At 61.8% G+C, this 20,265-nt stretch carries 18 protein-coding genes; 10 read left to right on the top strand and 8 right to left on the bottom strand.

The window, feature by feature from the left end:
- Positions 1–47 precede the first annotated feature (47 nt).
- Positions 48–800 carry a DUF1080 domain-containing protein gene (locus GSQ73_RS06750; protein WP_158882312.1) on the top strand — a complete coding sequence of 251 codons (753 nt, stop codon included), beginning with the start codon at positions 48–50 and terminating at the stop codon, positions 798–800.
- 49 nt (positions 801–849) lie between these two features.
- On the opposite strand, the gene GSQ73_RS06755 is transcribed toward GSQ73_RS06750, so the two are convergent.
- On the bottom strand, positions 850–1,614 hold the full coding sequence (locus GSQ73_RS06755; protein ID WP_158882314.1) for a DUF4440 domain-containing protein: 765 nt from the start codon (positions 1,612–1,614) through the stop codon (positions 850–852).
- 313 nt (positions 1,615–1,927) lie between these two features.
- On the opposite strand from GSQ73_RS06755, the gene GSQ73_RS06760 reads away from it, so the two are divergent.
- Positions 1,928–2,749, top strand: coding sequence for an alpha/beta hydrolase-fold protein (locus tag GSQ73_RS06760; protein ID WP_158882316.1), 822 nt, complete (start codon positions 1,928–1,930; stop codon positions 2,747–2,749).
- 83 nt (positions 2,750–2,832) lie between these two features.
- On the opposite strand, the gene GSQ73_RS06765 is transcribed toward GSQ73_RS06760, so the two are convergent.
- Positions 2,833–3,366, bottom strand: coding sequence for a Spy/CpxP family protein refolding chaperone (locus GSQ73_RS06765; protein WP_158882318.1), 534 nt, complete (start codon positions 3,364–3,366; stop codon positions 2,833–2,835).
- A gap of 65 nt (positions 3,367–3,431) precedes the next feature.
- Positions 3,432–3,773, bottom strand: coding sequence for a hypothetical protein (locus GSQ73_RS06770; RefSeq protein WP_158882320.1), 342 nt, complete (start codon positions 3,771–3,773; stop codon positions 3,432–3,434).
- A 212-nt stretch (positions 3,774–3,985) separates the two neighbouring features.
- On the opposite strand from GSQ73_RS06770, the gene GSQ73_RS06775 reads away from it, so the two are divergent.
- On the top strand, positions 3,986–4,492 hold the full coding sequence (locus GSQ73_RS06775; RefSeq protein WP_158882322.1) for a GNAT family N-acetyltransferase: 507 nt from the start codon (positions 3,986–3,988) through the stop codon (positions 4,490–4,492).
- A gap of 48 nt (positions 4,493–4,540) precedes the next feature.
- Here the strand turns inward: GSQ73_RS06775 and GSQ73_RS06780 are convergent, their stop codons facing one another.
- Positions 4,541–6,922, bottom strand: a complete 2,382-nt coding sequence (locus GSQ73_RS06780) for a glycoside hydrolase (RefSeq protein ID WP_158882324.1) — start codon at positions 6,920–6,922, stop codon at positions 4,541–4,543.
- Positions 6,923–7,069: 147 nt separating this feature from the next.
- On the opposite strand from GSQ73_RS06780, the gene msrA reads away from it, so the two are divergent.
- On the top strand, positions 7,070–7,582 hold the full coding sequence (gene msrA, locus GSQ73_RS06785; RefSeq protein ID WP_158882326.1) for a peptide-methionine (S)-S-oxide reductase MsrA: 513 nt from the start codon (positions 7,070–7,072) through the stop codon (positions 7,580–7,582).
- A gap of 9 nt (positions 7,583–7,591) precedes the next feature.
- Here the strand turns inward: msrA and GSQ73_RS06790 are convergent, their stop codons facing one another.
- Entirely contained in the window at positions 7,592–7,975 is a 384-nt protein-coding gene (locus GSQ73_RS06790; RefSeq protein WP_158882328.1) for a DUF4345 domain-containing protein, read from the bottom strand.
- A 59-nt stretch (positions 7,976–8,034) separates the two neighbouring features.
- Positions 8,035–8,694, bottom strand: a complete 660-nt coding sequence (locus GSQ73_RS06795) for a glutathione S-transferase family protein (RefSeq protein ID WP_158882330.1) — start codon at positions 8,692–8,694, stop codon at positions 8,035–8,037.
- A gap of 162 nt (positions 8,695–8,856) precedes the next feature.
- Here GSQ73_RS06795 and GSQ73_RS06800 point away from each other — a divergent pair, with 162 nt between their 5' ends.
- The 3 genes from GSQ73_RS06800 (at position 8,857) to bglX (ending at position 13,151) form a co-directional block, all read left to right on the top strand.
- Positions 8,857–10,149, top strand: a complete 1,293-nt coding sequence (locus GSQ73_RS06800; RefSeq protein ID WP_216844737.1) for an MFS transporter — start codon at positions 8,857–8,859, stop codon at positions 10,147–10,149.
- 91 nt (positions 10,150–10,240) lie between these two features.
- Positions 10,241–10,504 carry a DksA/TraR family C4-type zinc finger protein gene (locus GSQ73_RS06805; protein ID WP_158882332.1) on the top strand — a complete coding sequence of 88 codons (264 nt, stop codon included), beginning with the start codon at positions 10,241–10,243 and terminating at the stop codon, positions 10,502–10,504.
- A gap of 229 nt (positions 10,505–10,733) precedes the next feature.
- On the top strand, positions 10,734–13,151 hold the full coding sequence (gene bglX, locus GSQ73_RS06810) for a beta-glucosidase BglX (protein WP_158882334.1): 2,418 nt from the start codon (positions 10,734–10,736) through the stop codon (positions 13,149–13,151).
- Between the two features lie 31 nt (positions 13,152–13,182).
- Here the strand turns inward: bglX and GSQ73_RS06815 are convergent, their stop codons facing one another.
- Together GSQ73_RS06815 and GSQ73_RS06820 are read right to left on the bottom strand one after the other, a co-directional pair.
- Positions 13,183–13,728 carry a DinB family protein gene (locus tag GSQ73_RS06815; protein WP_158882336.1) on the bottom strand — a complete coding sequence of 182 codons (546 nt, stop codon included), beginning with the start codon at positions 13,726–13,728 and terminating at the stop codon, positions 13,183–13,185.
- A gap of 97 nt (positions 13,729–13,825) precedes the next feature.
- Positions 13,826–15,739 (bottom strand): M61 family peptidase, encoded by a 1,914-nt coding sequence (locus tag GSQ73_RS06820; protein WP_343160834.1) that lies wholly within the window; start codon positions 15,737–15,739, stop codon positions 13,826–13,828.
- Between the two features lie 228 nt (positions 15,740–15,967).
- Here GSQ73_RS06820 and GSQ73_RS06825 point away from each other — a divergent pair, with 228 nt between their 5' ends.
- From GSQ73_RS06825 to GSQ73_RS06835, 3 genes are all read left to right on the top strand, one after another.
- A complete protein-coding gene (locus GSQ73_RS06825; RefSeq protein WP_158882338.1) occupies positions 15,968–17,551 on the top strand; it encodes an inorganic phosphate transporter in 1,584 nt (527 codons plus the stop codon).
- A 254-nt stretch (positions 17,552–17,805) separates the two neighbouring features.
- Positions 17,806–18,495 (top strand): 2'-5' RNA ligase family protein, encoded by a 690-nt coding sequence (locus GSQ73_RS06830; protein ID WP_254063305.1) that lies wholly within the window; start codon positions 17,806–17,808, stop codon positions 18,493–18,495.
- 431 nt (positions 18,496–18,926) lie between these two features.
- On the top strand, positions 18,927–20,246 hold the full coding sequence (locus tag GSQ73_RS06835) for a carbohydrate-binding protein (protein ID WP_158882340.1): 1,320 nt from the start codon (positions 18,927–18,929) through the stop codon (positions 20,244–20,246).
- The last annotated feature ends 19 nt before the right edge of the window (positions 20,247–20,265 follow it).

Here is a 20,265-nt window from a genome sequence, read left to right on the forward strand (position 1 = left end):
CTGGTCGGCCTTCCTTCCATGACGGCAACAAGCGAGGAGCGACAGACATGCGTTCGATCTGGTTTTCCACACTGGCGACTTTGATGATCGCGACCGGCACGTTTGCCGCCGACGAACCCACGCAGCAGCCCAACACGTTGAGCGCCAGCGAGCGCGCCGACGGCTGGAAACTTCTGTTCGATGGCAGCAGCCTGCGCGGCTGGCATTCATACCTGCAGAGCGCGCCGGCGAAGGACTGGAAAGTGCAGGACGGCGCGATCCTGATGGAAAAAAATCGCGGTGGCGACGAAAAGGATTTCGAGGATCTGGTCACCGACGGCGAGTACGCCGATTTCGACTTGAAGCTCGACTGGAAAATGAGTCCGTGTGCGGACAGCGGCGTGATGTTTCACGTGCACGAATCGCCGAAGTACCACGAAACCTACGAGACCGGCGCGGAAATGCAGATCGCCGACCTGGCTTGCACCAAGCCTGACAGCCGCGTGCTCTACGAGCGATCCGGCGACCTGTTTGACCTGATCTCGTCCGACGTCGAGTGGGTGAACGAAGCCGGCCAGTGGAACCAGTTCGAAATCATTTCAAAGAGAGGTCATCTGCAGTTCTTCCAGAACGGGCACAAAGTCGTGGAGACGCAGATCGGCGACGACGCCTGGAAAAAACTCGTCTCCCATACCAAGTTCAAGCAATGGCCGGGCTTCGCCGCCTACGGCAAGGGTCACATCTCACTGCAAGGCAACGAGGACAAGGGTGAAGCGCCGATCCGGTTGTGGTTCCGGAATATCAGGATCAAGACGCTGTAAGGAGGACTCACGTTTCGATGTTAGAAAAAACGTCGTTGGATCCGGCCTTCTATGGAACCCGTTTCGCCACCGCCACTGGCCCGCCTTTCTCGATCACGGTAAGTACGCGATTCCGGTCGGTGAAGTCGAATTGCAGATCGCGTTCCAAGGCAAAGAATGTCGTGGCTGCGCTCGGATAGAGCGACACGCTGACGTGACTGGCTTTCAGGCGCAGATGATCGCCTTCCACTGTGACTACGATGTCGCCATCCTTGGGTGTGGTGTAGCGGCCGGTGAACGTGGCGAGCTGTGCGGCGGACAATGTCAGTGCGGGATGCGGCGGCTGGTACGGCGCAGGGCCGTGGTCGTAGCTCAGGATGCGATGCATCTGCCATTGCTCGCTGACGTGTTTCCACACCACGGTGAAGTTGGCCTGGCCATCGAGATACTCATTCTTGCCTTTCTGCCTGACGTAAAAACGATGCACGCCGGTTTCCAATGCGTAGCCGCCGGCCATCGCGTGGAACTGCACGCTGCCGGAAACTTCCTCGCGACGCAGCCGCATGTTCGGGTCGCTGCAGATGCCGCGCTTGATCGAATCGACTATGCCGCGCCGCGTCGCGGTGAGACCGGTTTTGTCGTGATAGAACTCGGCGTCTTCGGTCAACAGTGGCGCCATGGCCTTGAGATCACACGCGTTGTAGGTGCGCCAGTAGGCTGCGTCGGCAGCACGCACCTCGACTTCTTCGGTCGCGGATGGTGCGGCATTCAGGGGCTGGATGCTTCCGACGCCAGCCAGGCACAACGCGACAAGCACAGTTCGTCGAATGATCATGGTCTGTCCCCTCGAGGTTGCAGGCATTGAACCATCCGCGCAGGGTTGCGTCCCGTATCGAAAGTCACCGCCAGCACCTTCAAGCGGTCCTTCCGACGAGCATGGATGCATGCTTGTTTTGCATAAGCCATGCGTACCGCCAGGATGGGAATCGTGCTGTTTCGCTGGAAATCTGCCTTGATCGGTCGGGCGCGTCGCGATTGGAAAGATCATACGGAGCGATTCGTTTACAAGTTGCGCCAGGCAATGAATAGTTTCGCGAACGCAAACGCGGGAGAACGATGTGATATCTCGATACAGGACAAGCGTTGGCATGCGGATGCTTGTTGCCAAGGTATTCGGCTTTGCGTGTGCCGGCGCGGTTGCGGGTACCACGATGCCAGCGCATCAGTCGTTCGATATGGCCTCGGCGATGCTCCACGAAACACGTCACATCAATGTCTACGTTCCGCCGGTCTACGACACGACGAAGACGATGCGTTTTCCCGTGCTGTACATGCCCGATGGCGGCATGCAGGAGGATTTTCCGCATGTCGCCACCGATCTCGACACCGCGATCCGCGCCGGCCAGGTGCGGCCGATGATCGTGATCGGCATCGAGAACACCGAGCGGCGTCGCGACATGACGGGTCCGACCGACGTGGCCAGCGATCGCAAGATCGCGCCGCATGTGGGTGGTTCGGCAGCGTTCCGCGCGTTTATCGCGAGCGAGCTCATGCCCGAGGTGCGTCGTCGCTATCGCACCAACGGTCATACGGCGATCGTTGGTGAATCACTGGCGGGCCTGTTTGTCGTCGAGACCTTCCTGCTGCAGCCTGACCTGTTCGATACGTATGTCGCGTTGAGTCCCAGCCTGTGGTGGAACGACCAGTCACTGCTTAAGAGCACTCCGGCTAGGCTCAAGGCGTGGCCTGCATCGCACAGGAAGACGTTGTACTTCGCGACGTCCGGCGATGACGACATCGCGAACGCCGGCGAGGCGCTCGCAACGGCATTGAGCGCCCATGAGCCGCATCAAGTGCGCTGGTTTTACGTGCCCAGGCCCGATCTGCAACACAGCAACATTTATGTGCGTGCATCTCCGGAGATTTTCCGCAAGCTGTTTCCGGCGCAGTCGAGCTTCGCCACGCCGTAGCAGCAGCCCGTCATTCTGAATGAGAAAAAAAAAGAGGGGACGGCATGCCGTCCCCTTCGATGACTTTGCTGCTTTCGCTACGATCAGCCAGACGTGGCACTGGACGAAGCACTGGCCGGCGCACCGGATTTGCCATGTCCGTGCTGGCCGTGGTGATGCTTCGGCGTCTGGTTGCGATACAGCGTGTCCGCCGTTTCTTTCTGCTCTGGCGAAAGCACCGCGTACAGATCGCTCATCGCGGACGAAAGCTTCTGCATGTTTTCCGCATGCTGCTGCGCGAGTGCGGCATACGATTTCATCGCCTCGTCGGCATTCATCGTTGCGAGCTTCTGCGAACGGTCGTGGAAGGAGTGGCCGGTTTTTTTGGCGTTGTCACGCATGGTCTGCGCGAAAGCATCCCACTGCTTTGACTGCTGGTCGGTGATCATCAGCTGGGAATGCAGGTCGGCGATGCGTTGTTCCACCACATCGGCGCGTTTCTGCGCATGGCGACTCATGCCGGTGCTGCTGCTGGACGAGGCTGAAGCCGGTGCCGTGGTTTGCGCCAAGGCAGAGCCGGAAAGGATGGCGAGCGCGAGAGCGGTGGGTGCGATGACACTGCGAAGCATGTTCTTCATCGTGGATCTCCTGATGTCGTGGTCCGGATCACGACGGCCGCTACGGGCGCGTCGCGGCGTGACTATCAATAGCCGTCGTCAGGCGGCGGATTGTTGTCGTCGTAATACACCACGCCCGGTGGAGGCGGTGGCGGTGCGTTCGAATAGACCACGTCCGGTGGCGGGCGCTGCGACGCGTTGGAGATTGCGGCACCGGCGATCACGCCGAGCAAAGCGCCGGCAATGAGGTTGCCGTGACCATTGCCGTGGCCACGATTTCGATCGTGATAACGCGGCGGAGGCGGGCGGTGATAGCCGCCATGCCTATAACGCTGCGCATGGGCGGGCAACGCGGATGCCGCCATCACCACGGCCAGAAACACGGCAGCGACCTGGCGGGAAAGCGGTGTGCGGGAAGCGTGAGTCATGGAGTGTCCTCCTCACTGGTGTCACGGTTGTCGCAGGTTTCGCGCCAGTTTCGAAAGCCTGCGAAAAAATGAATCGACGCGGCGATGTGCAGCGATGACCAAACGATCTGGCATGTCATCGCGATCGCCGACGGCCGAGTGTATGCCAAAGTATGTGAGCGGGTTGTGGCGGTCTGTGCCTGCGACAACCCATGACCGGAGAACGCCGCTTCATGATCATCAGACCGCTCGGTCCCACCGATGCCGTTGCGTATCAACAGCTGCGTCTGCGTGCGCTGGAAGAGAATCCCACCGCGTTCAGTTCGAGTCCCGCCGATGAATCGAGCCGGTCGATGGAAGACGTCGCCGAGCGCATCACGCCGCTGGCCGATGGATCGAAGTGCAACTTCGGCGCCTTCATCGATTCGCAACTCGTCGGTTTGCTCACACTCATTCGTCCCATGCGCGTGAAGCGCATGCACTGCGTCGACCTTGCCGGCATGGTCGTGGCATCGGAGTTGCGACGCCACGGTGTGGGCGGCGCGCTGCTCGATGCAGTGATCGTGCATGCGCGCGCGATGGATGGCGTGCGACAGATGAAGTTGAGCGTCACTGCAAGCAATGTGGCCGCGCGCACGCTTTACCAGTCGCGGGGCTTCGTGTGTTTCGGCGTCGAGCCGGATGCCTTGTTCGTCGGTGGAAGTTTCCATGACGAAGCGTTCTACATGCTGAGGCTTTGAGTGGAGTCGATGTGGAGAGCGGGAACGGGGAACAGGAGGCTATGCGGGTCACGGTTTGTCTTTGAGGATGTCGTAACCCGGCGGCGGCGCGCAGCATGGCGAACCCAGCCCGATCGATGCGCGACCCAGGCTCTTGATCGTCGGCGATGGTTCGCTGGCGAAGTGTGGCGAGGCACTTTCGCCAACAGGTTCGAAGCGATAATCGCCCGGCGCTGGATGAAACGCGTAGCGTCCGCCATCGATGATCTCCGGTGGCTGACCCTGGTGCAGCACGCGTACCTTGCGTCCCTCCCACGGCATCGCGATTCGCACCGGCGAACCCGACGGATCGTGCAGCACGAACGAAGTCACTCGCCCATCCACGGCCTGCACCTCGACGGATGCGCCGTCGCGCAAGGCCACCGCGCCATCCATGGTCCAGCCTGCCGGTATCGCCGGGCCGATGCGGATCAATCCGTCGTCATTTTCTATCGCCAGCACCTGTGACAGCGTGAGCGCGGTGATGCCCGCCTGTTCGATGTAGAACTCGTGCGGCGGCCCTTCGATCAGTGCGGACATGCCGTTGGGATACACCTGGTAAAGCTGCACGATCTGGAACAGCGCATTGGCGACTTCATCGCCAAGCCCGAGTTGCGCTGCCTGCACCGGGTCGTAACTCCACGTTGCCTGATAGACGAAAGGACGCAACGCATATGTGCGTCTGGCGACGGCGAACAGCGGATCGTCGATGCCGATCAGCTCATACGGCCATACGGCTTCCAGCCCGATATTTTCTCCGTTGCGATAAGGCGAAGCCGGCACGTAACTCGATGCGATCACCGTGTCTCCGGACTTGGCCGCGGTCGAAGGCGAGGCCACCGCGCTGGCGGCAACCACGGGCAGCGGCGGCGTCTTTCGCAACGCCGCTTCGAGTTGCGAGACAAGCGGCGCGTCGCGTTGCAGCGTGTTCGCAGCGGCGATGGCTACCGGATAGAGCGCATGGATGGCTGCCAGATCGGTGGTCGGATCAGTCACGTCCATCTGCGTTTCATGCGCGTTCGAAGGCGAGGTATGCAGCAGACCATCCGTGTCGGGCTTCTGATAGTCGAGCAGAAAACGCGCAGCGTCGGCAATCAACGCATAGTTCGCCTGCAGAAAATGCGGATCGCGTGTTTGCAGATACGTGCGCCACACCCACAACCCGATTTCGGCGCCCGAGCTCAGGGTGCGCGCGTTGGAACTGGCCGACCAGCCCAGATCGCAACTGTGCGTGACGATGGCGAACGGACGAAAGCGGTCACTTTCGTATTCCACGCCATTGCCGTTGAAGCGCATGGTTTCCGGCACGCAGATGCCGGTATGGCCGTCCATATGCTTTTGCGTCCAGCGGCGGATCTCATCAAGATGATCGCGATACAGCGCGAACACCGGCGCGTTGAGTTCCGGCACGCCGGCCGCGAGATGCGCGCCCACTTGCATGCGCAGATTCCAGAACCAGAACGCCGCCGGATCCCAGAAGTGATCGTCGCCCGAGGATGAGAAAAGATCGGCCATACCGCCCTGTGAACCTGGAATGGAGCCGCTTTCGTGCGCAGCCGACGCGAACAGGAAAAGGGTGCGCAGGGTTTCGGCGTAGCGCGCAACGCCATCGCTCGACTCGGCGCGAATCGGCAATGCACGCGACCAGAACGCGTGCCACCAAGAAGCGCCTGCGGCGGGATCGACGGGTGTGGCAAGCGTTGCATTCGCAACATCCGCCGCGGGTCGATCACCGTTGAATGCAGGCGCGGCGATCAGCACGCGAAGATGGCCATCGGCCGTGGGACGCACGGCGACCTCCACGGAACGCGCATCGATGACGCGCGATTTCGCATCGCGGCCGATCGCCTTTATCGCAGCGAGTGAACCGAAACGCTGGCCCGAAGCGCCGGGCAGGCTGTCATCGAGCCAGCTTTGCGCAAGCAGGGCGACATCCGCATGCGTCGATGCGACCGGCGTGCGCGGCTCCCACAGGTGAAGACGAATGTGTTGCGTGGAATCCGGCGCCAGTCCGGAGAGATCGATCACGACACGATCGCTTGCGTGATCGATCCAGGCCTTCAACGTGATGCCGCCGCCGTGTTCTTCCAGCACGCCGTCGTGCAGATTCACGCGACCGTTGAAACCGCGATCCGCGATCAGCGGTTGCAAGTCGGGAAAGCTCACCTGTCCCGGCGAGCGTCGGTAAGGCAGCGTGTCCGAGCGATTGAGTTGCAACGTCAGCCCGTCGGCGGCCCAGAACGCCGCACCCAGCCGGCCGTTGCCCAGGCCGACCGCCTGGATCGGCAGCACGTTCGGCTGGCCGAGTGCGATGTCCGACCGGGCGACGATATCGGCGGTATCGGTTGCCGCAAGTGCGGCCATCGGCGAAAGGAATGCCATCGCGCCCAGCAACGCTGCTTTTTTCCACATGCTCGTCATTACCTGCACATCCCCCTGAAGCCTGTGATTCTGCGCCAAAGCTTGAAGCCGGGGCAGGGGCGCCGCATCTAACATTCATCGACGCGCTGCCAACACATGCCGCGAGACCATCGCGATGAACCCATCAGGAGAAATCGAATGACTGCCACTACTGAACGCGCCGTACTGGCCGGGGGCTGTTTCTGGGGCGTGCAGGATCTGATCCGTCGACAGCCCGGAGTGATCTCCACTCGCGTTGGATACACCGGCGGCGACGTGCCGAATGCAACGTATCGTCACCATGGCAGTCATGCAGAAGGGATCGAAATCACGTTCGATCCATCGGTCATCAGCTATCGCATGCTGCTCGAATTCTTTTTCCAGATCCACGATCCATCGACGCGGGATCGTCAGGGCAACGACCTTGGCAAATCGTATCGCTCGGCCATTTTCTACACGTCGGACGAGCAGGAAAAAGTCGTCGAAGACACCATTGCCGATGTCGATGCCTCAGGTTTGTGGCCGGGCAAGGTGGTGACCGAAGTATCGCCGGCCGGGGATTTCTGGGAGGCCGAACCGGAGCATCAGGATTATCTCCAGCATTATCCGACCGGTTACACCTGCCATTTCATTCGGCCGGGCTGGAAACTTCCGCACCGCAAGGTCGGTTGATTTACCGCCTCAATGAGCGGTCGGTTTCGTGGCGAACCAGAGCGCGAGACCGATCAGCAGCAGCGCCATTTCCAGCGCGCCGGTCGCCAGCGTCATGCGCGGCACCGGCCACAGGCGCATGACGCCGACGCAGCGAAACAACACCGTCGGCGCGTAGATCAACAGCGCGATCGCCAGTCCCGTGCGTTGCAGTTCGGGCCGCCAGGCCATCCACGCGAACACCAGCGCCAGTCCGAGTTCGAGCCCACCGTACACGGCCAGGAATTCCGACTGGCCGCCGCGATTGAGCGAAAGAAATCCGATCGAGCCGGACGTGACTTCGGGCCGCAGGCTGCACAACGCCGCGAAGACGACGTAAAGCAGGGCGTTGATCCACAGATACCACGCGACCATGGCGAACTCCGCTGAGATCACCCGAAGCTAGGCCGCGCGGCGTGGAAGAGCCGTGAGCTTCAGTCGCGATCGGGCGCACCGAGCGGAAAGTACGAACGATACGGACGCGCCTCATCCACGGCGCGCGCGAACGACGGCCGCGCCAGCAGGCGTTGACGATAGGATTTGAGATGGACGAGCGCGTCGGGAATCGGATGCGTCCAGTCGGCGTAGAAAAGCGATGGCGCTGCGGAGCAATCGGCCAGCGTGAAGTCATCGCCCGACGCCCATGTGCGCCCGGCCATGGCGGCGTCCAGCCAGATATAGGCGATGTCCAGCATGGCGCGCGCATCGCGAACACCGGCACCGTCGCGATCGGTTTCAGGCCGCAGGCTGTCGAGGACGATTTTCTGCAACGAGCCGGAAATGTAGTTGTCGAAGAAGCGATCCAGCATGCGCACCTCGATCGCCGCGTCGGCATCGGCGGGGATCAATCGCACCGGCGCGGGATGATGCGCGCCGAGATATTCGATGACGATGCTCGCCTCCATCACCGTGCGGTCGCCATCGACGATGATCGGAAAACGCTTCAGCGGCCAGCGTTGTGCGAACTCCTCACCCGTGGCCGGATCGTCGTGCGTGAGCATGCGCCACTTGAACGGCGTGTCGTTTTCGTAGAGCGCGATGAGCGCCTTCTGTGTGTATGACGAGAAAGGGTGCCCATAAAACTGGATGGCCATCGTGCGGATTCCTCTGGTTTGCGCATTTGCATCCTCATGACGAACGAGCACCGGTGGAATCGACATGTTTGCAGAGTCGTCCGACGTCATCGCACAGGATGTCGGGGCGACCCCTTCGCCCGGCTCTGGCAGAATCGCTGCATCTGCCATACGGGAACACCGATGCCTGTCGCCCACACCATGCCGGTCAATTCGCCGCGTCGCGTTCTCTTCGCCAGCCTGATCGGCACCACCATCGAATTCTTCGATTTCTACATCTACGCCACGGCGGCGGTGCTGGTTTTTCCGAAACTGTTTTTTCCTTCGGCCGATCCCGCATCGGCCACGCTTCAATCCTTGGCGACATTCGCGCTGGCGTTTTTTGCGCGGCCGATCGGCTCGGCGGTGTTTGGCCACTTCGGCGATCGCGTGGGACGCAAAGCCACACTGGTGGCGGCGCTGCTGACGATGGGCGTTTCGACGGTGACCATCGGCGTGCTGCCGACCTACGCCAGCATTGGGGTGTTCGCGCCCCTGCTGCTTGCACTGTGTCGTTTCGGGCAGGGCCTCGGGCTTGGCGGCGAATGGGGCGGCGCGGTGCTGTTGGCGATCGAGAACGCACCGCCGGGCAAGCGCGCGTGGTACGGCATGTTTCCGCAGCTCGGCGCGCCGATCGGCTTCTTCATTTCCACGGGACTGTTCCTGTGGCTGACGCGCGGCATCGGCGATGCCGCGTTTTTTGCGTGGGGCTGGCGCGTGCCGTTTCTGTCCAGCGCGGTGCTGGTGCTGATCGGCTTGTGGATGCGCCTGAAGCTGCACGAGACGCCCGCATTTGCGCGCGCGATGGCGCATCACGAACGCGTTCGCCTGCCGATGCTGACGGTGATCATGCAGCATCCGCGTGCGTTGATTGCCGGAACCTTCGCGGCACTCGCGACGTTCGTGCTTTTCTATCTGATGACGGTATTCGCGCTGAGTTGGGCGACCAGCAAGCTCGGTTATTCGCGCGAGCAATTCCTGATGTTGCAGATGGTCGGCGTGCTGTTTTTCGCCGCGACGATTCCGCTGTCGGCGTGGTTTGCGGATCGACGCGGCGGACGGCTCGCGATGATTCTTTCGACCGTGCTGATCATCTCGTTCGGCATCGGCTTCGCGCCGCTGTTCGCAGCGGGAAGCAGCGGCAGCGTGCTGCTTTTCCTGGCGATCGGACTGGCTGCGATGGGCCTGACCTACGGTCCGCTGGGCACGATCCTGGCGCAGATGTTTCCCACCGCGGTGCGATATACCGGTGCGTCGCTGGCATTCAACCTGGCGGGAATCCTTGGCGCATCGCTGGCGCCGAGTATTGCGACCTGGCTGGCGCGGGACTACGGCTTGGCTTATGTCGGGTATTACCTGGCGGCGGCGGGCGTGCTGACTTTGCTCGCCCTGTTTGCCACGCCGCGACAGGGTGATGGAAACAGCACGATGGCTTGATGCCGCGGGCGAAAAACCCCATCTCTGGACGTGGAGTTCATCCACATGCGGTTAATTTCCTTTTTCACCGAACTCCATCGCGGAGGCAGCCATGGCAACGGGTTGGGCCGGCGACGGCGCAGTGCAGGATCAGATCGACGCCACCGTCAACGACGCGGTGTCGCGGGCGCGCAGGCAGCTGAAAAACGGCCCGGGCCTGCTTCGATGTGAAGAGTGCGATGCAAAGATTCCCGAGGCGCGGCGCAAGGCCGTGCCGGGTGTGCGCCTGTGCGTGACCTGCCAGGAAACGCACGACGAGGAGGCCAGTGCCGGTCTCTACAACCGTCGCGGCAGCAAGGACAGTCAGCTTCGGTAGAGTGCACCATCCTCCGATAGCGCATCAGCCGCGCAACGCTTGGCGACGTGCCTGCATCTGCAATAGGGCAGGTCGCGTGCGCCTGGATTAACGGAGCCATGCGCGGTTGTGTCCGATCCTTCACAGTTCGGCAGGTGAAGGGGTTCTATCTGTCGATGTAAACGTTTACATTTGCGCAGTTCCGTTCGGATGTGGCGTGTACCGCATGGCTTGCTCCCAGGGAGAAACGATGAAGCGTTCCAACGTGTCTGGCGTGCGTCCTGCCGCGCTCTTTTTTTCGATCGCGCTGACTGGCGTTGCCGCTGCAGCCTCGATGGCGGTTTCCGCGGCGGACGGTATGGCGCCGGTTCGCGAGCGGCATGCGCTGGCCGTCAAACCGTCGAATGCACAGATCGCTTCGTCGGATATCGGGCGCAAGGTCGATGCACTCCTGAAGAAAATGACGCTGGCGGATAAGATTGGCCAGCTGATGCAGTACAACGACCAGGGCTCCAGCGCGCCGACCGCGACGGATGCCGATTCCGCCGCGGCGATGGCCGCCAACCCCGAGACAAAAGATCACGTGGACGCGATGGCGCTTGCCAACAAGGGCGAGCTCGGCTCGATGCTCAACGTGGTCGGCGCAGAGAAAACGCACGCGTTCCAGCAGGCGGCCGTCGAAAAAAGCCGGCTGCATATTCCGATCCTGTTCGGCGCCGACGTGATCCATGGCTACCGCACGATCTACCCGGTGCCGCTGGGCTTGTCGGCATCGTGGGATCCGGCGCTGGTATCCGACGTGTCGCACATGGCCGCGGTGGAAGCCACTACGGCCGGCGTGAAATGGTTCTATTCGCCGATGGTCGACATCTCGCGTGATGCGCGCTGGGGTCGATCGACTGAAGGCGCGGGTGAGGATGCGTACCTCGGCTCGGCGATGGCGCGCGCGTACATCCGCGGCTACCAAGGCGATGATCTGTCGAAGCCCGACAGCGTCGCCGCGTCGGTCAAGCATTACGCCGCTTACGGCGCGGCCGAAGCCGGGCGCGAATACAACACCACCGACATGTCGGACATCCGCCTGCGCCAGGACTATCTGCCGCCGTACAAGGCCGCGGTGGAGGCGGGCACGGCCACCATGATGAGTTCGTTCAACGCGCTCAACGGCGTGCCGGCCACGGCCAACCCGTACCTGATGGACGAGATCCTGCGCAAGGAATGGGGCTTCAACGGTTTCGTGGTCAGCGACTACACCGCGATCATGGAACTGACTCATCATGGCATCGCACTCGATGCGGCCATCGCCACGAAAAAAGCGCTGGAAGCCGGTGTGGAGGTGGACATGATGTCCCACTACTACGACACGCAGATTCCGAAGTTGCTGGCCAGCCACAAGCTGTCGATGAGCGTGGTCGACGAAGCGGTGCGTCGCGTTCTGCGGGTGAAGTTCGCGCTCGGTTTGTTCGAGCGTCCGTATGCGCAAGGCACCGAAGTGACGCAGGCCGTCGATGCGCATCGTCCGCTTGCACGTCGCGCCGCAGAAGAGTCATTCGTGCTGCTGAAGAACGGTGGATCGAATGCGCCCGTCCTGCCGTTGTCGCCGCAGCTGAAAACCGTCGCGTTGATCGGTCCGCTCGCCGACGATGCCGCTGAAATGCAGGGCGCCTGGGGCGGTGCGCAACATCAGGCGGACGTGGTCACCTTGCGCGATGGGCTCACCGCGCGCATGAAGAAAAATGGCGGCACGCTGCTGTATGCACGCGGCACCGACACCGATGGCGATTCCGAAGCGGGTTTCGCCGAAGCGCAGAGCGTGGCGAAGCAGGCTGACGTGGTGGTGATGGCGGTGGGTGAATCCAGCGCGATGAGTGGCGAGGCCGGCTCGCGCGCGAAGCTGGACTTGCCAGGCAACCAGCAAAAACTGCTGCAGGAAATCACCGCGACCGGCAAGCCGGTGGTTCTGCTGGTTTTCTCCGGTCGTCCGCTGGTGCTCGACTGGGCCGCGCAGCATGTGCCCGCGATCATGGCGGTGTGGTTTCCCGGTACCGAAGCCGGCTCGGCGGTCTCCAATGTCCTGTTCGGCGATACGGTTCCCAGCGGCAAGCTGACCATGAGCTTCCCGCGCGTGGTCGGCCAGGAGCCGCTTTACTACAACCAGTTTCCCACCGGCCGCCCCGCAGGCGATGCCGATCTGAGCCAGCCACCGCTGGGTGCGACGCGCTTCGTGTCGCGTTACATCGACGTGCCGAACGATGCGTTGTTTCCGTTCGGCTATGGCCTGAGCTACACCACGTTCGGCTACTCCGGCGTACGCGTGTCGCGTTCGTCTTTGCCGCTTGCCGAGGCGAATCGCAGCAGTGCGAAAAAGCTGATCAGCGTCACGGCGACAGTGAAGAACACCGGCTCGCGCGAAGGCACCGAAGTCGCGCAGCTCTATGTGCGCAACCTCGGCACCAGCGTCGAACAACCGGTGCGCAGCCTGCAGGGTTTTCAGCGCGTGACGCTCAAGCCGGGCGAGTCGAGACAACTGACGTTCGAGCTCGGATTTCCGGAACTGTCGTTCTACAACAACGACAGCCAGCCGGTGATCGAAGCCACGCATTACACGGTGTGGGTTGGCGGCAGTTCGCAGGCGACCGATCACGCCGAGTTCGAAGTGACACCCTGAAATTCGACTACTGCGACTTCACGTTTCGCGTTCAAGCGGGGCGTGAATATTCCGCAAGCAAACCGGCCAGGTCCGTGATGCCGACATCGATCCCGTTCTGACTGAGCAGGGTCGTGACCTGTCCGCGATGGTGTGTCTGGTGATTGAAGAAATGCAGCAGCAGTGAATCGAACGGATAGGCGAAGCTTTTGTTCGAGCGGTTCGTGTAGGTCAGCGTCTGATCCAGATCCTTCTCCGCGATTTCTCCGACGAATTCGATGATGACCTCGTCCATGCGCTGCCTTGTTTCACACAGGTCGCCAAAGGTTGCGCGCGGTGATTCGGTCAGTGAATACGGATGCGCCATGAGGCGAACAGGATCGAGCGATCGGTAGTTCGACGGATGCTCGGCGAAGCGCTTCAGCCAGATGGTGTCTGCGGTGATCAGGTGATCGAGCGTGCGGAAGATCGAGCCGAAGAATGCCCCTTGATCCGCATGTAACATCGCCTCTCCCAACGACGCCGACGCATCGTAGACCTTCACGTTCATCCAGCGGGTGTACGCAGCCAGCAGTTCGAATGAATGTTTGAGCGACATCTTGATTCCGGTTTCAAACGAAAGCCTGCCGGGTGGCAGGCTTTCGTCGGTGGAAGCGACGTTGCCATCACGGCAACGCGAGCGGCGTTCATGGAACCTACTTGCGCGCCGTGGTGATCTCGCCGATGACGTCCTTGCCTTTGGCGCGCACCAGATGCGGGTATTTCAGACCGCCGTGGTAGTCGAGTTTGACGGTGCTGTAGACGTCCACATTCTTTACCAGCAATTCGATCGATGCATTACCGGTCTTCGCGGCGGTGACCGCGTCCTTCAATCCGTCCGGCGAAAAATCCTTGCCGTTGACGGCGACGATGGTGAGGTCGGGCACGAGCCCGGCGTTGAACGCGGGGCCGCCCCACTGCACGTCGCGGACTTCGCCCTTGGCGGATACCGACATGCCCAGCGAATAGGCGAGGTTGGCGCCGTGACGAATCTTGTCGGCGGCCTTGTCGGTGTCGTTCGGCTTGTCGGTGTAGACCAGCTGCCAGCCGCCATTTTCGATGCCGTGTTCGGGCAGGGTGTCGCCGGTGTAGTCGAGACGGTCGCGCAGGAATTTCGCCCAGTCGTACTTCTGCACCTGATTCAGCGTGCCGACGATGTCATCGAACGTATAGGTCTTGGTGACGTAGCTGCCGTTCTCGATGCCGTAGAACGCGCGTGCGAAATCATCGAGCGAACGCTTGCCGCCGCTGAGTTCGCGAATCTGCGTATCCACGTCCAGCCACAGCAACTGGCCTTCCGGATAGAAATCGGTGCCGCGTCGCCAGTTGCCCCAACCGCCGCCACCGAAGTAGGTCAGCGGCGCGGCGTCGGCGGTGTCCTGCAGCGATCGCCATGAGCGACCGGTGCGATAGGACATCTGCGCGGCGATCGATGCCATCGAGTCGCGATATTGCGCCGGCGTCCACAGGCCCGAACGCGCGGTCAGTACGCCGCACCAGTAATCGGTGAGGCCTTCGTAGACCCACAGCAGATCGTCCTGCATCGGCTCCATGAAAGTCGGCGTCCACAGATCGGCAGGGCGACGGTACTTGCCATTCCACGAGTGCACATATTCGTGCGGCATCAGGCTCGCCGCGAGCATGTGCATGGTGTCGTCGGTGAAAAAATTCGCCGGCAGGCGATCGTCGCTGGACTGGTGATGCTCCAGGCCGAAGTGGCCGGTGTGATCGGACAGCGTGAGCAGAAAATCGTAGTGATCGTAGTGGTGAGCGCCGAAGAGTCTGGCCGTCTGCTGCACCACCGCACGCTGGCCGGCGAGCTGCTTGTCGCTGATCTTCACGTCATCGGCCTCGTCGCCGACCACGTTGAGGTGCACTGGCACCTTCGCGCCCGGGTCGAGATCGACGCGATTGAAATACTTGCCGGCAATCAGCGGTGAATCGACCAGATTGTTGAAGTGCAGCGGCTTGAACTGCGTGGTATTGCCGGACTGGCTGGCGATCTCCATCGCTGTTCCGAATTTCCATCCCGCCGGCAGCGTGACGCTGGGCTGGATGTTGATCTGCCGAGTGAAATGACCGGCCGGGTAGAACGCGGTCTGGTTGAATTCGATGTCCACCAGATTCGGCGTGGACGACGCGCTGGCACCGAACTCGCCGCCATCGCCCGGTGACAGGAACTGGAACGACAGTTCGATCTGGCTCACGCCATCGGGCACCTGCACGTTCAACGCGTACATCTCGCGCAGATCGCGTCGCCAGGCGAGTTGCTTGCCGTTCGCCTTGATCACCACGCCGGCCACGTTTTGGATCGGGCCGGACGGCGCGTGCTCGCCGGGAATCCACTTCGGGTAGTACAGCGTGAGCGGGCCGGGCGTGACCGGAATCGTTTCGTTGACGCGGAAGATTTTCTTCGGCGCATCGGTCAGGTCGACCGCGACGGTGAGCGTGCCCGCGTAGGGCTGATCCACGGGAGCAGGCAGGTCGGCCGCCGAGGCGATGAAGCTGGCGGACATCGAGAGCGCGGTCGCGACGGCGAGGGTGATCAGGCGATAGCGGGGCATGAGCATGTTGAAGGGCACTCCGGGCTGGATGACGGCAGAAGCATCGGTGTCGATTCCGCCGTCCTGACGCGGCAGCGATGCTGAGGAAACCCGATGGTAGGTCGAAGGTCACGACCCATCCCCTGCCATAGGTCACCCATGTGCGCCGGTCGAGATGTGACGTCGACACACGACTGTCACGAAGTTGTCCCACGCCGTGTTTAGCGTGTACGGATTGACCCAAGGGAGATGCCAATGTCCACCGAAACCGCCGCCGCTGCGCTGCCTGCTCCCAGCGCCGGATCCGGACGCGTTTTCCTCGTCGTGTTCGCGGTGATCCTGCTGGTGGGTGGCGGTTATGCCTTCACGCATCTGATGCAGGATCTCTCGATCGTCAAATCCACCGCGTCGGCGCCCTTCATCCTGCTCGGCGTGGCCTTGTTGATTGCGCTGGGCTTCGAATTCGTCAACGGATTCCACGACACCGCCAACGCGGTCGCCACGGTGATCTACACCCACTCGATGCCGGCCAATCTCGCGGTGATCTGGTCGGGCGCGTTCAATTTCCTCGGTGTGCTGACCTCGTCCGGCGCCGTCGCGTTCACCGTGGTGGCGCTGCTACCGGTGGAGCTGATCCTTCAGGTCGGCAGCCACGCGGGTTTCGCGATGGTGTTCGCGTTGCTGATCGCGGCGATTCTCTGGAACCTCGGCACCTGGTACTTCGGGCTGCCGAATTCCTCGTCGCACACGCTGATCGGCTCGATCATCGGCGTGGGCCTGGCCAATCAATTGATGTCTGCGCACAGCGGCACCAGCGGCGTGGACTGGTCGGCCGCATCAGGCGTGTTCAAGGGCCTGGTGTTTTCGCCGATTGCCGGTTTCCTGCTGGCCGGTTTGCTGATGCTGGTCCTCAAGGCGGTGGTCAAGATTCCCGCGCTGTACAAGGCGCCGGAAGGCAACAAGCCGCCGCCGTGGCCGATCCGCGCGTTGCTGGTGCTGACCTGCACCGGCGTGAGTTTCAGCCATGGCTCGAACGACGGCCAGAAAGGCATGGGCCTGATCATGCTGATCTTGATCGGCACGGTGCCGACCGCGTATGCATTGAATGGTGCGGTGACCGGCAACCAGGTGAAAAGCTTTCACCAGGTCTCGGCGGAAGCGCAGCAACTGCTTGGATCGTTCAAGGACACCGTCGCGTTGAGCGGCGATCCGCGTTCGCTGGTGACCACGGCGATCCAGCAGAGAACCCTGCTTCCCACGACGGCGCCCGCACTCGCCGGATTGATGGCGGCGATCGACAAGCAGCTGGGCGATCGCACATCGCTGCGTGCCGTGCCGCAGGAGCAGATGGGCAACGTACGTAACGACATCTACCTCGCCGACGCGGCGATTCCACTGGTGCTGCAGCAACCCGGCCTCAGCGACTCACAACGCGGGACGCTGACCGCATGGCGCGGCCTCGGCACGCAGGCCACGCAGTTCATTCCGCCGTGGGTGAAGGTTGCCGTCGCGCTGGCGCTGGGCCTTGGCACCATGGTCGGTTGGAAACGCATCGTGGTGACGGTCGGCGAAAAGATCGGCAAGGAACACCTCACCTATGCGCAAGGCGCGTCGGCCGAACTGGTGGCGATGACGCTGATCCAGGCGGCCGACATGTATCACCTGCCGGTCAGCACCACGCATGTGTTGACCTCCGGCGTCGCTGGCACCATGGCCGCGAACGGCTCGGGTCTGCAATGGAGCACGGTACGCAGCTTGCTGATGGCGTGGGTGCTCACATTGCCGGCGTCGATTCTGCTGGCTGGCGGACTGTTCATCGTGTTCCGGCATCTGTTCTAGATCGTCGCCTCGACGCGTACGCAAACAAGGGGCCGTTGGCCCCTTTTTTGTCGCCAGTTCAGGAGTAAGGAAACGATGCCTCAGGCACCATCGCCATCCCTGATCGGCAGGCTTGAGCGACGCTGCGGGACGATGTCTTGGTTGCGAAGACGGTGCGCTTCATGACTCACGAAAAACCGCAGTCCTAAAAGTGTCGTGTGGGCGTGATCGTTCACGTACCCCCATGCCATCATGGCGCCCGATTGCGCCGCTGGGTGCCAACATCGGGAGTCCGGGTCATTTCTTCGTCAGCACCACATCGCACGCTCACCGACGGCATCAACTATTTCTTCGCCTTGTTGCCGGACGAAAAAGCGCGCGCAGAGATCGCGAGTGTCGAGGAGCGCTTCCGCAAGGCTCATCGGGTCAGCGGAACTGCCGTCGGCGCCGAACGGTTCCATCTGACGCTGAGTCCGATGGGAAAACCGGAACGCATACGTCAACCCCTGGAGAGGGCGCTTGTCGCAGCGGCAGAACAAGTGCGCGGCAAGGCGTTCGACGTGACGCTGGATTCCGCCATGCGTTTCAGCGCCAAGGACAACCGGTTTCCCTTCGTGCTGTGTGCCGATGCTGCCAGCACGGTGTCAGCGCTGGTGCTGCGCAAGGCCATCGCGGAGGCGCAATTGCGCGAGGGCCTGCACGTCAGCGGTGCTTCCAGTTTTCTCCCGCACGTGACGTTGATGTACGGCCATGCGATCGATGCAATCCAGGAGTCGATTACGCCGATTCGCTGGACGGCCAATGAGTTCGTGCTGGTGCGCAGTTTTTTCGGTCGCTCCAGACATGAGCTGGTGGGGCAATGGGCGCTTGAGCCATCGATGCCCGTCGGCAAAATCGATGTCGATGAAAGCTGGGAACTGCCCGTTGATTTCGAACCCGACGACGACGGGCTCGATCAACGCTGAGTCTGTTCAGTCGTTGCATCCGATCAACGTGCAGCGCGTATCGAAATTGGACAACGATGTCATTCCGGATTCGCCGGCGTTGATGCCAGCGATCGTCCTTGCGAAAAATGTCCCGATGATATCGATATCGCATGTAATTACGCTGTAAACGCTTACACGGATGCGATGTCGCGCCACGACTCGATTCCGCCTCGACCTGCGTCGGTGCAGATTCGATGGCCTCCATCCATTCTTCACGCCAAAGGTCACAGTTTGCGCGAGACAGAATAGACAACGTTGTCATTCGGGTCTAAGACGGGTTTGTTGCACACATAACAAGCGGTGGCACGGAAGCTGTGAGGCGTCCCATTCCCCAACTGGCTGACAGGACCACAACCAGCGCTCGCCTCGACGAACCCACCCGAAACAACGTCATCCTCAGGAGAAATTCCATGTTTGAGAAACGATCGGCTGTGTGGTCACGACTGGCTTTCAGCGCACTGGGCAGCGCCGTCGCTGCGGCGTTTTCCATTACGACACTCGCAGTGGTGCCCACAAGCACCTTACAGGCGCAAACCGTTCCGGCCTGCGTTGCGGCGTGGAGTGCGGGCACCGTTTACAACGGCGGCAACACCGCCAGCGAAAACGGCGTCAATTACAAGGCGAACTGGTGGACTCAGGGCAACGACCCGGCCAGCAACAGCGGTCCTTCCGGCTCCGGTCAGCCATGGACATCGCAAGGCTCGTGCGGTGGAACCGGCGGCGGTGGAACGCCGCCTCCACCCCCGCCACCTCCGCCGCCGCCGCCACCTTCGGGCAGCCTTCTGTTCAGCCCATACAAGGACGTCACCATCAATCTCGACTGGAACACCAACACCATGCGCACGGCGGTAACCGGTACGCCGATTCCGGTGGTCGGCAGTGGCAGCCTGGTGTCGACGGTCGAACCGAATCTCGGCGCCATAACATTGGCCTTCGCAACGGGCGAATGCGGCAGTGAAGGCTGGGGTGGCATTCCGGGTGCGAGTTTCGCAGCGGCGAACATTCAGTCGCTCGCCAACGCCGGCGTGCGTTACGTCGTTTCCACCGGTGGTCAGGCCGGTGTCTTCACCTGCGGAAGTCCGGCAGGCATGGCGCAGTTTCTCGCTCGTTACAACTCGGCCTACCTCGTCGGTGTGGATTTCGACATCGAAGGCGGACAGAGCCAGACGGTGATCAACAACCTGATCTCGAACGCCGCGTACGCGCACACGTTGTATCCCAACCTGCGTTTCACCTTCACGCTAGCCACGCTGGCGGCATCGGACGGGAGCTTCGGTGGCGTCAACAGTCTGGGTGACATGGTGGTGCGTGCAGTCAAGGCGGCCAACCTGCCGAACTACACGATCAACCTGATGGTGATGGACTATGGCTCGTCCGCGACGGCCGGCGTGTGCGTGGTTTCGGGTGGCACATGCAACATGGGCCAGTCGGCGATCCAGGCAGCGCAGAATCTGGAACACACCTACGGCATCCCGGCCAGCCAGATCGAGCTCACGCCGATGATCGGCATCAACGACGCCAGCAGTGAAATGGTCACGTTGACCGACGTCGATACCATCTCCAGCTATGCGCTGAGTCAGGGTTTGGCTGGCGTGCATTACTGGTCGCTGGATCGCGACACGCCTTGTCCGGGCGGCAGCACGGGTTTTGCATCGCCCACCTGCAACTCGGTCAGCGGCAGCACGGCGTTGCAATACACCAACCGATTCCTCAACGACCTCGGTCACTGATAAGTCAAGCAGTTTCGCA

This window comes from Rhodanobacter sp. L36 (genome assembly GCF_009765755.1).
In the GTDB taxonomy this organism is placed as follows: Bacteria; Pseudomonadota; Gammaproteobacteria; order Xanthomonadales; family Rhodanobacteraceae; genus Rhodanobacter.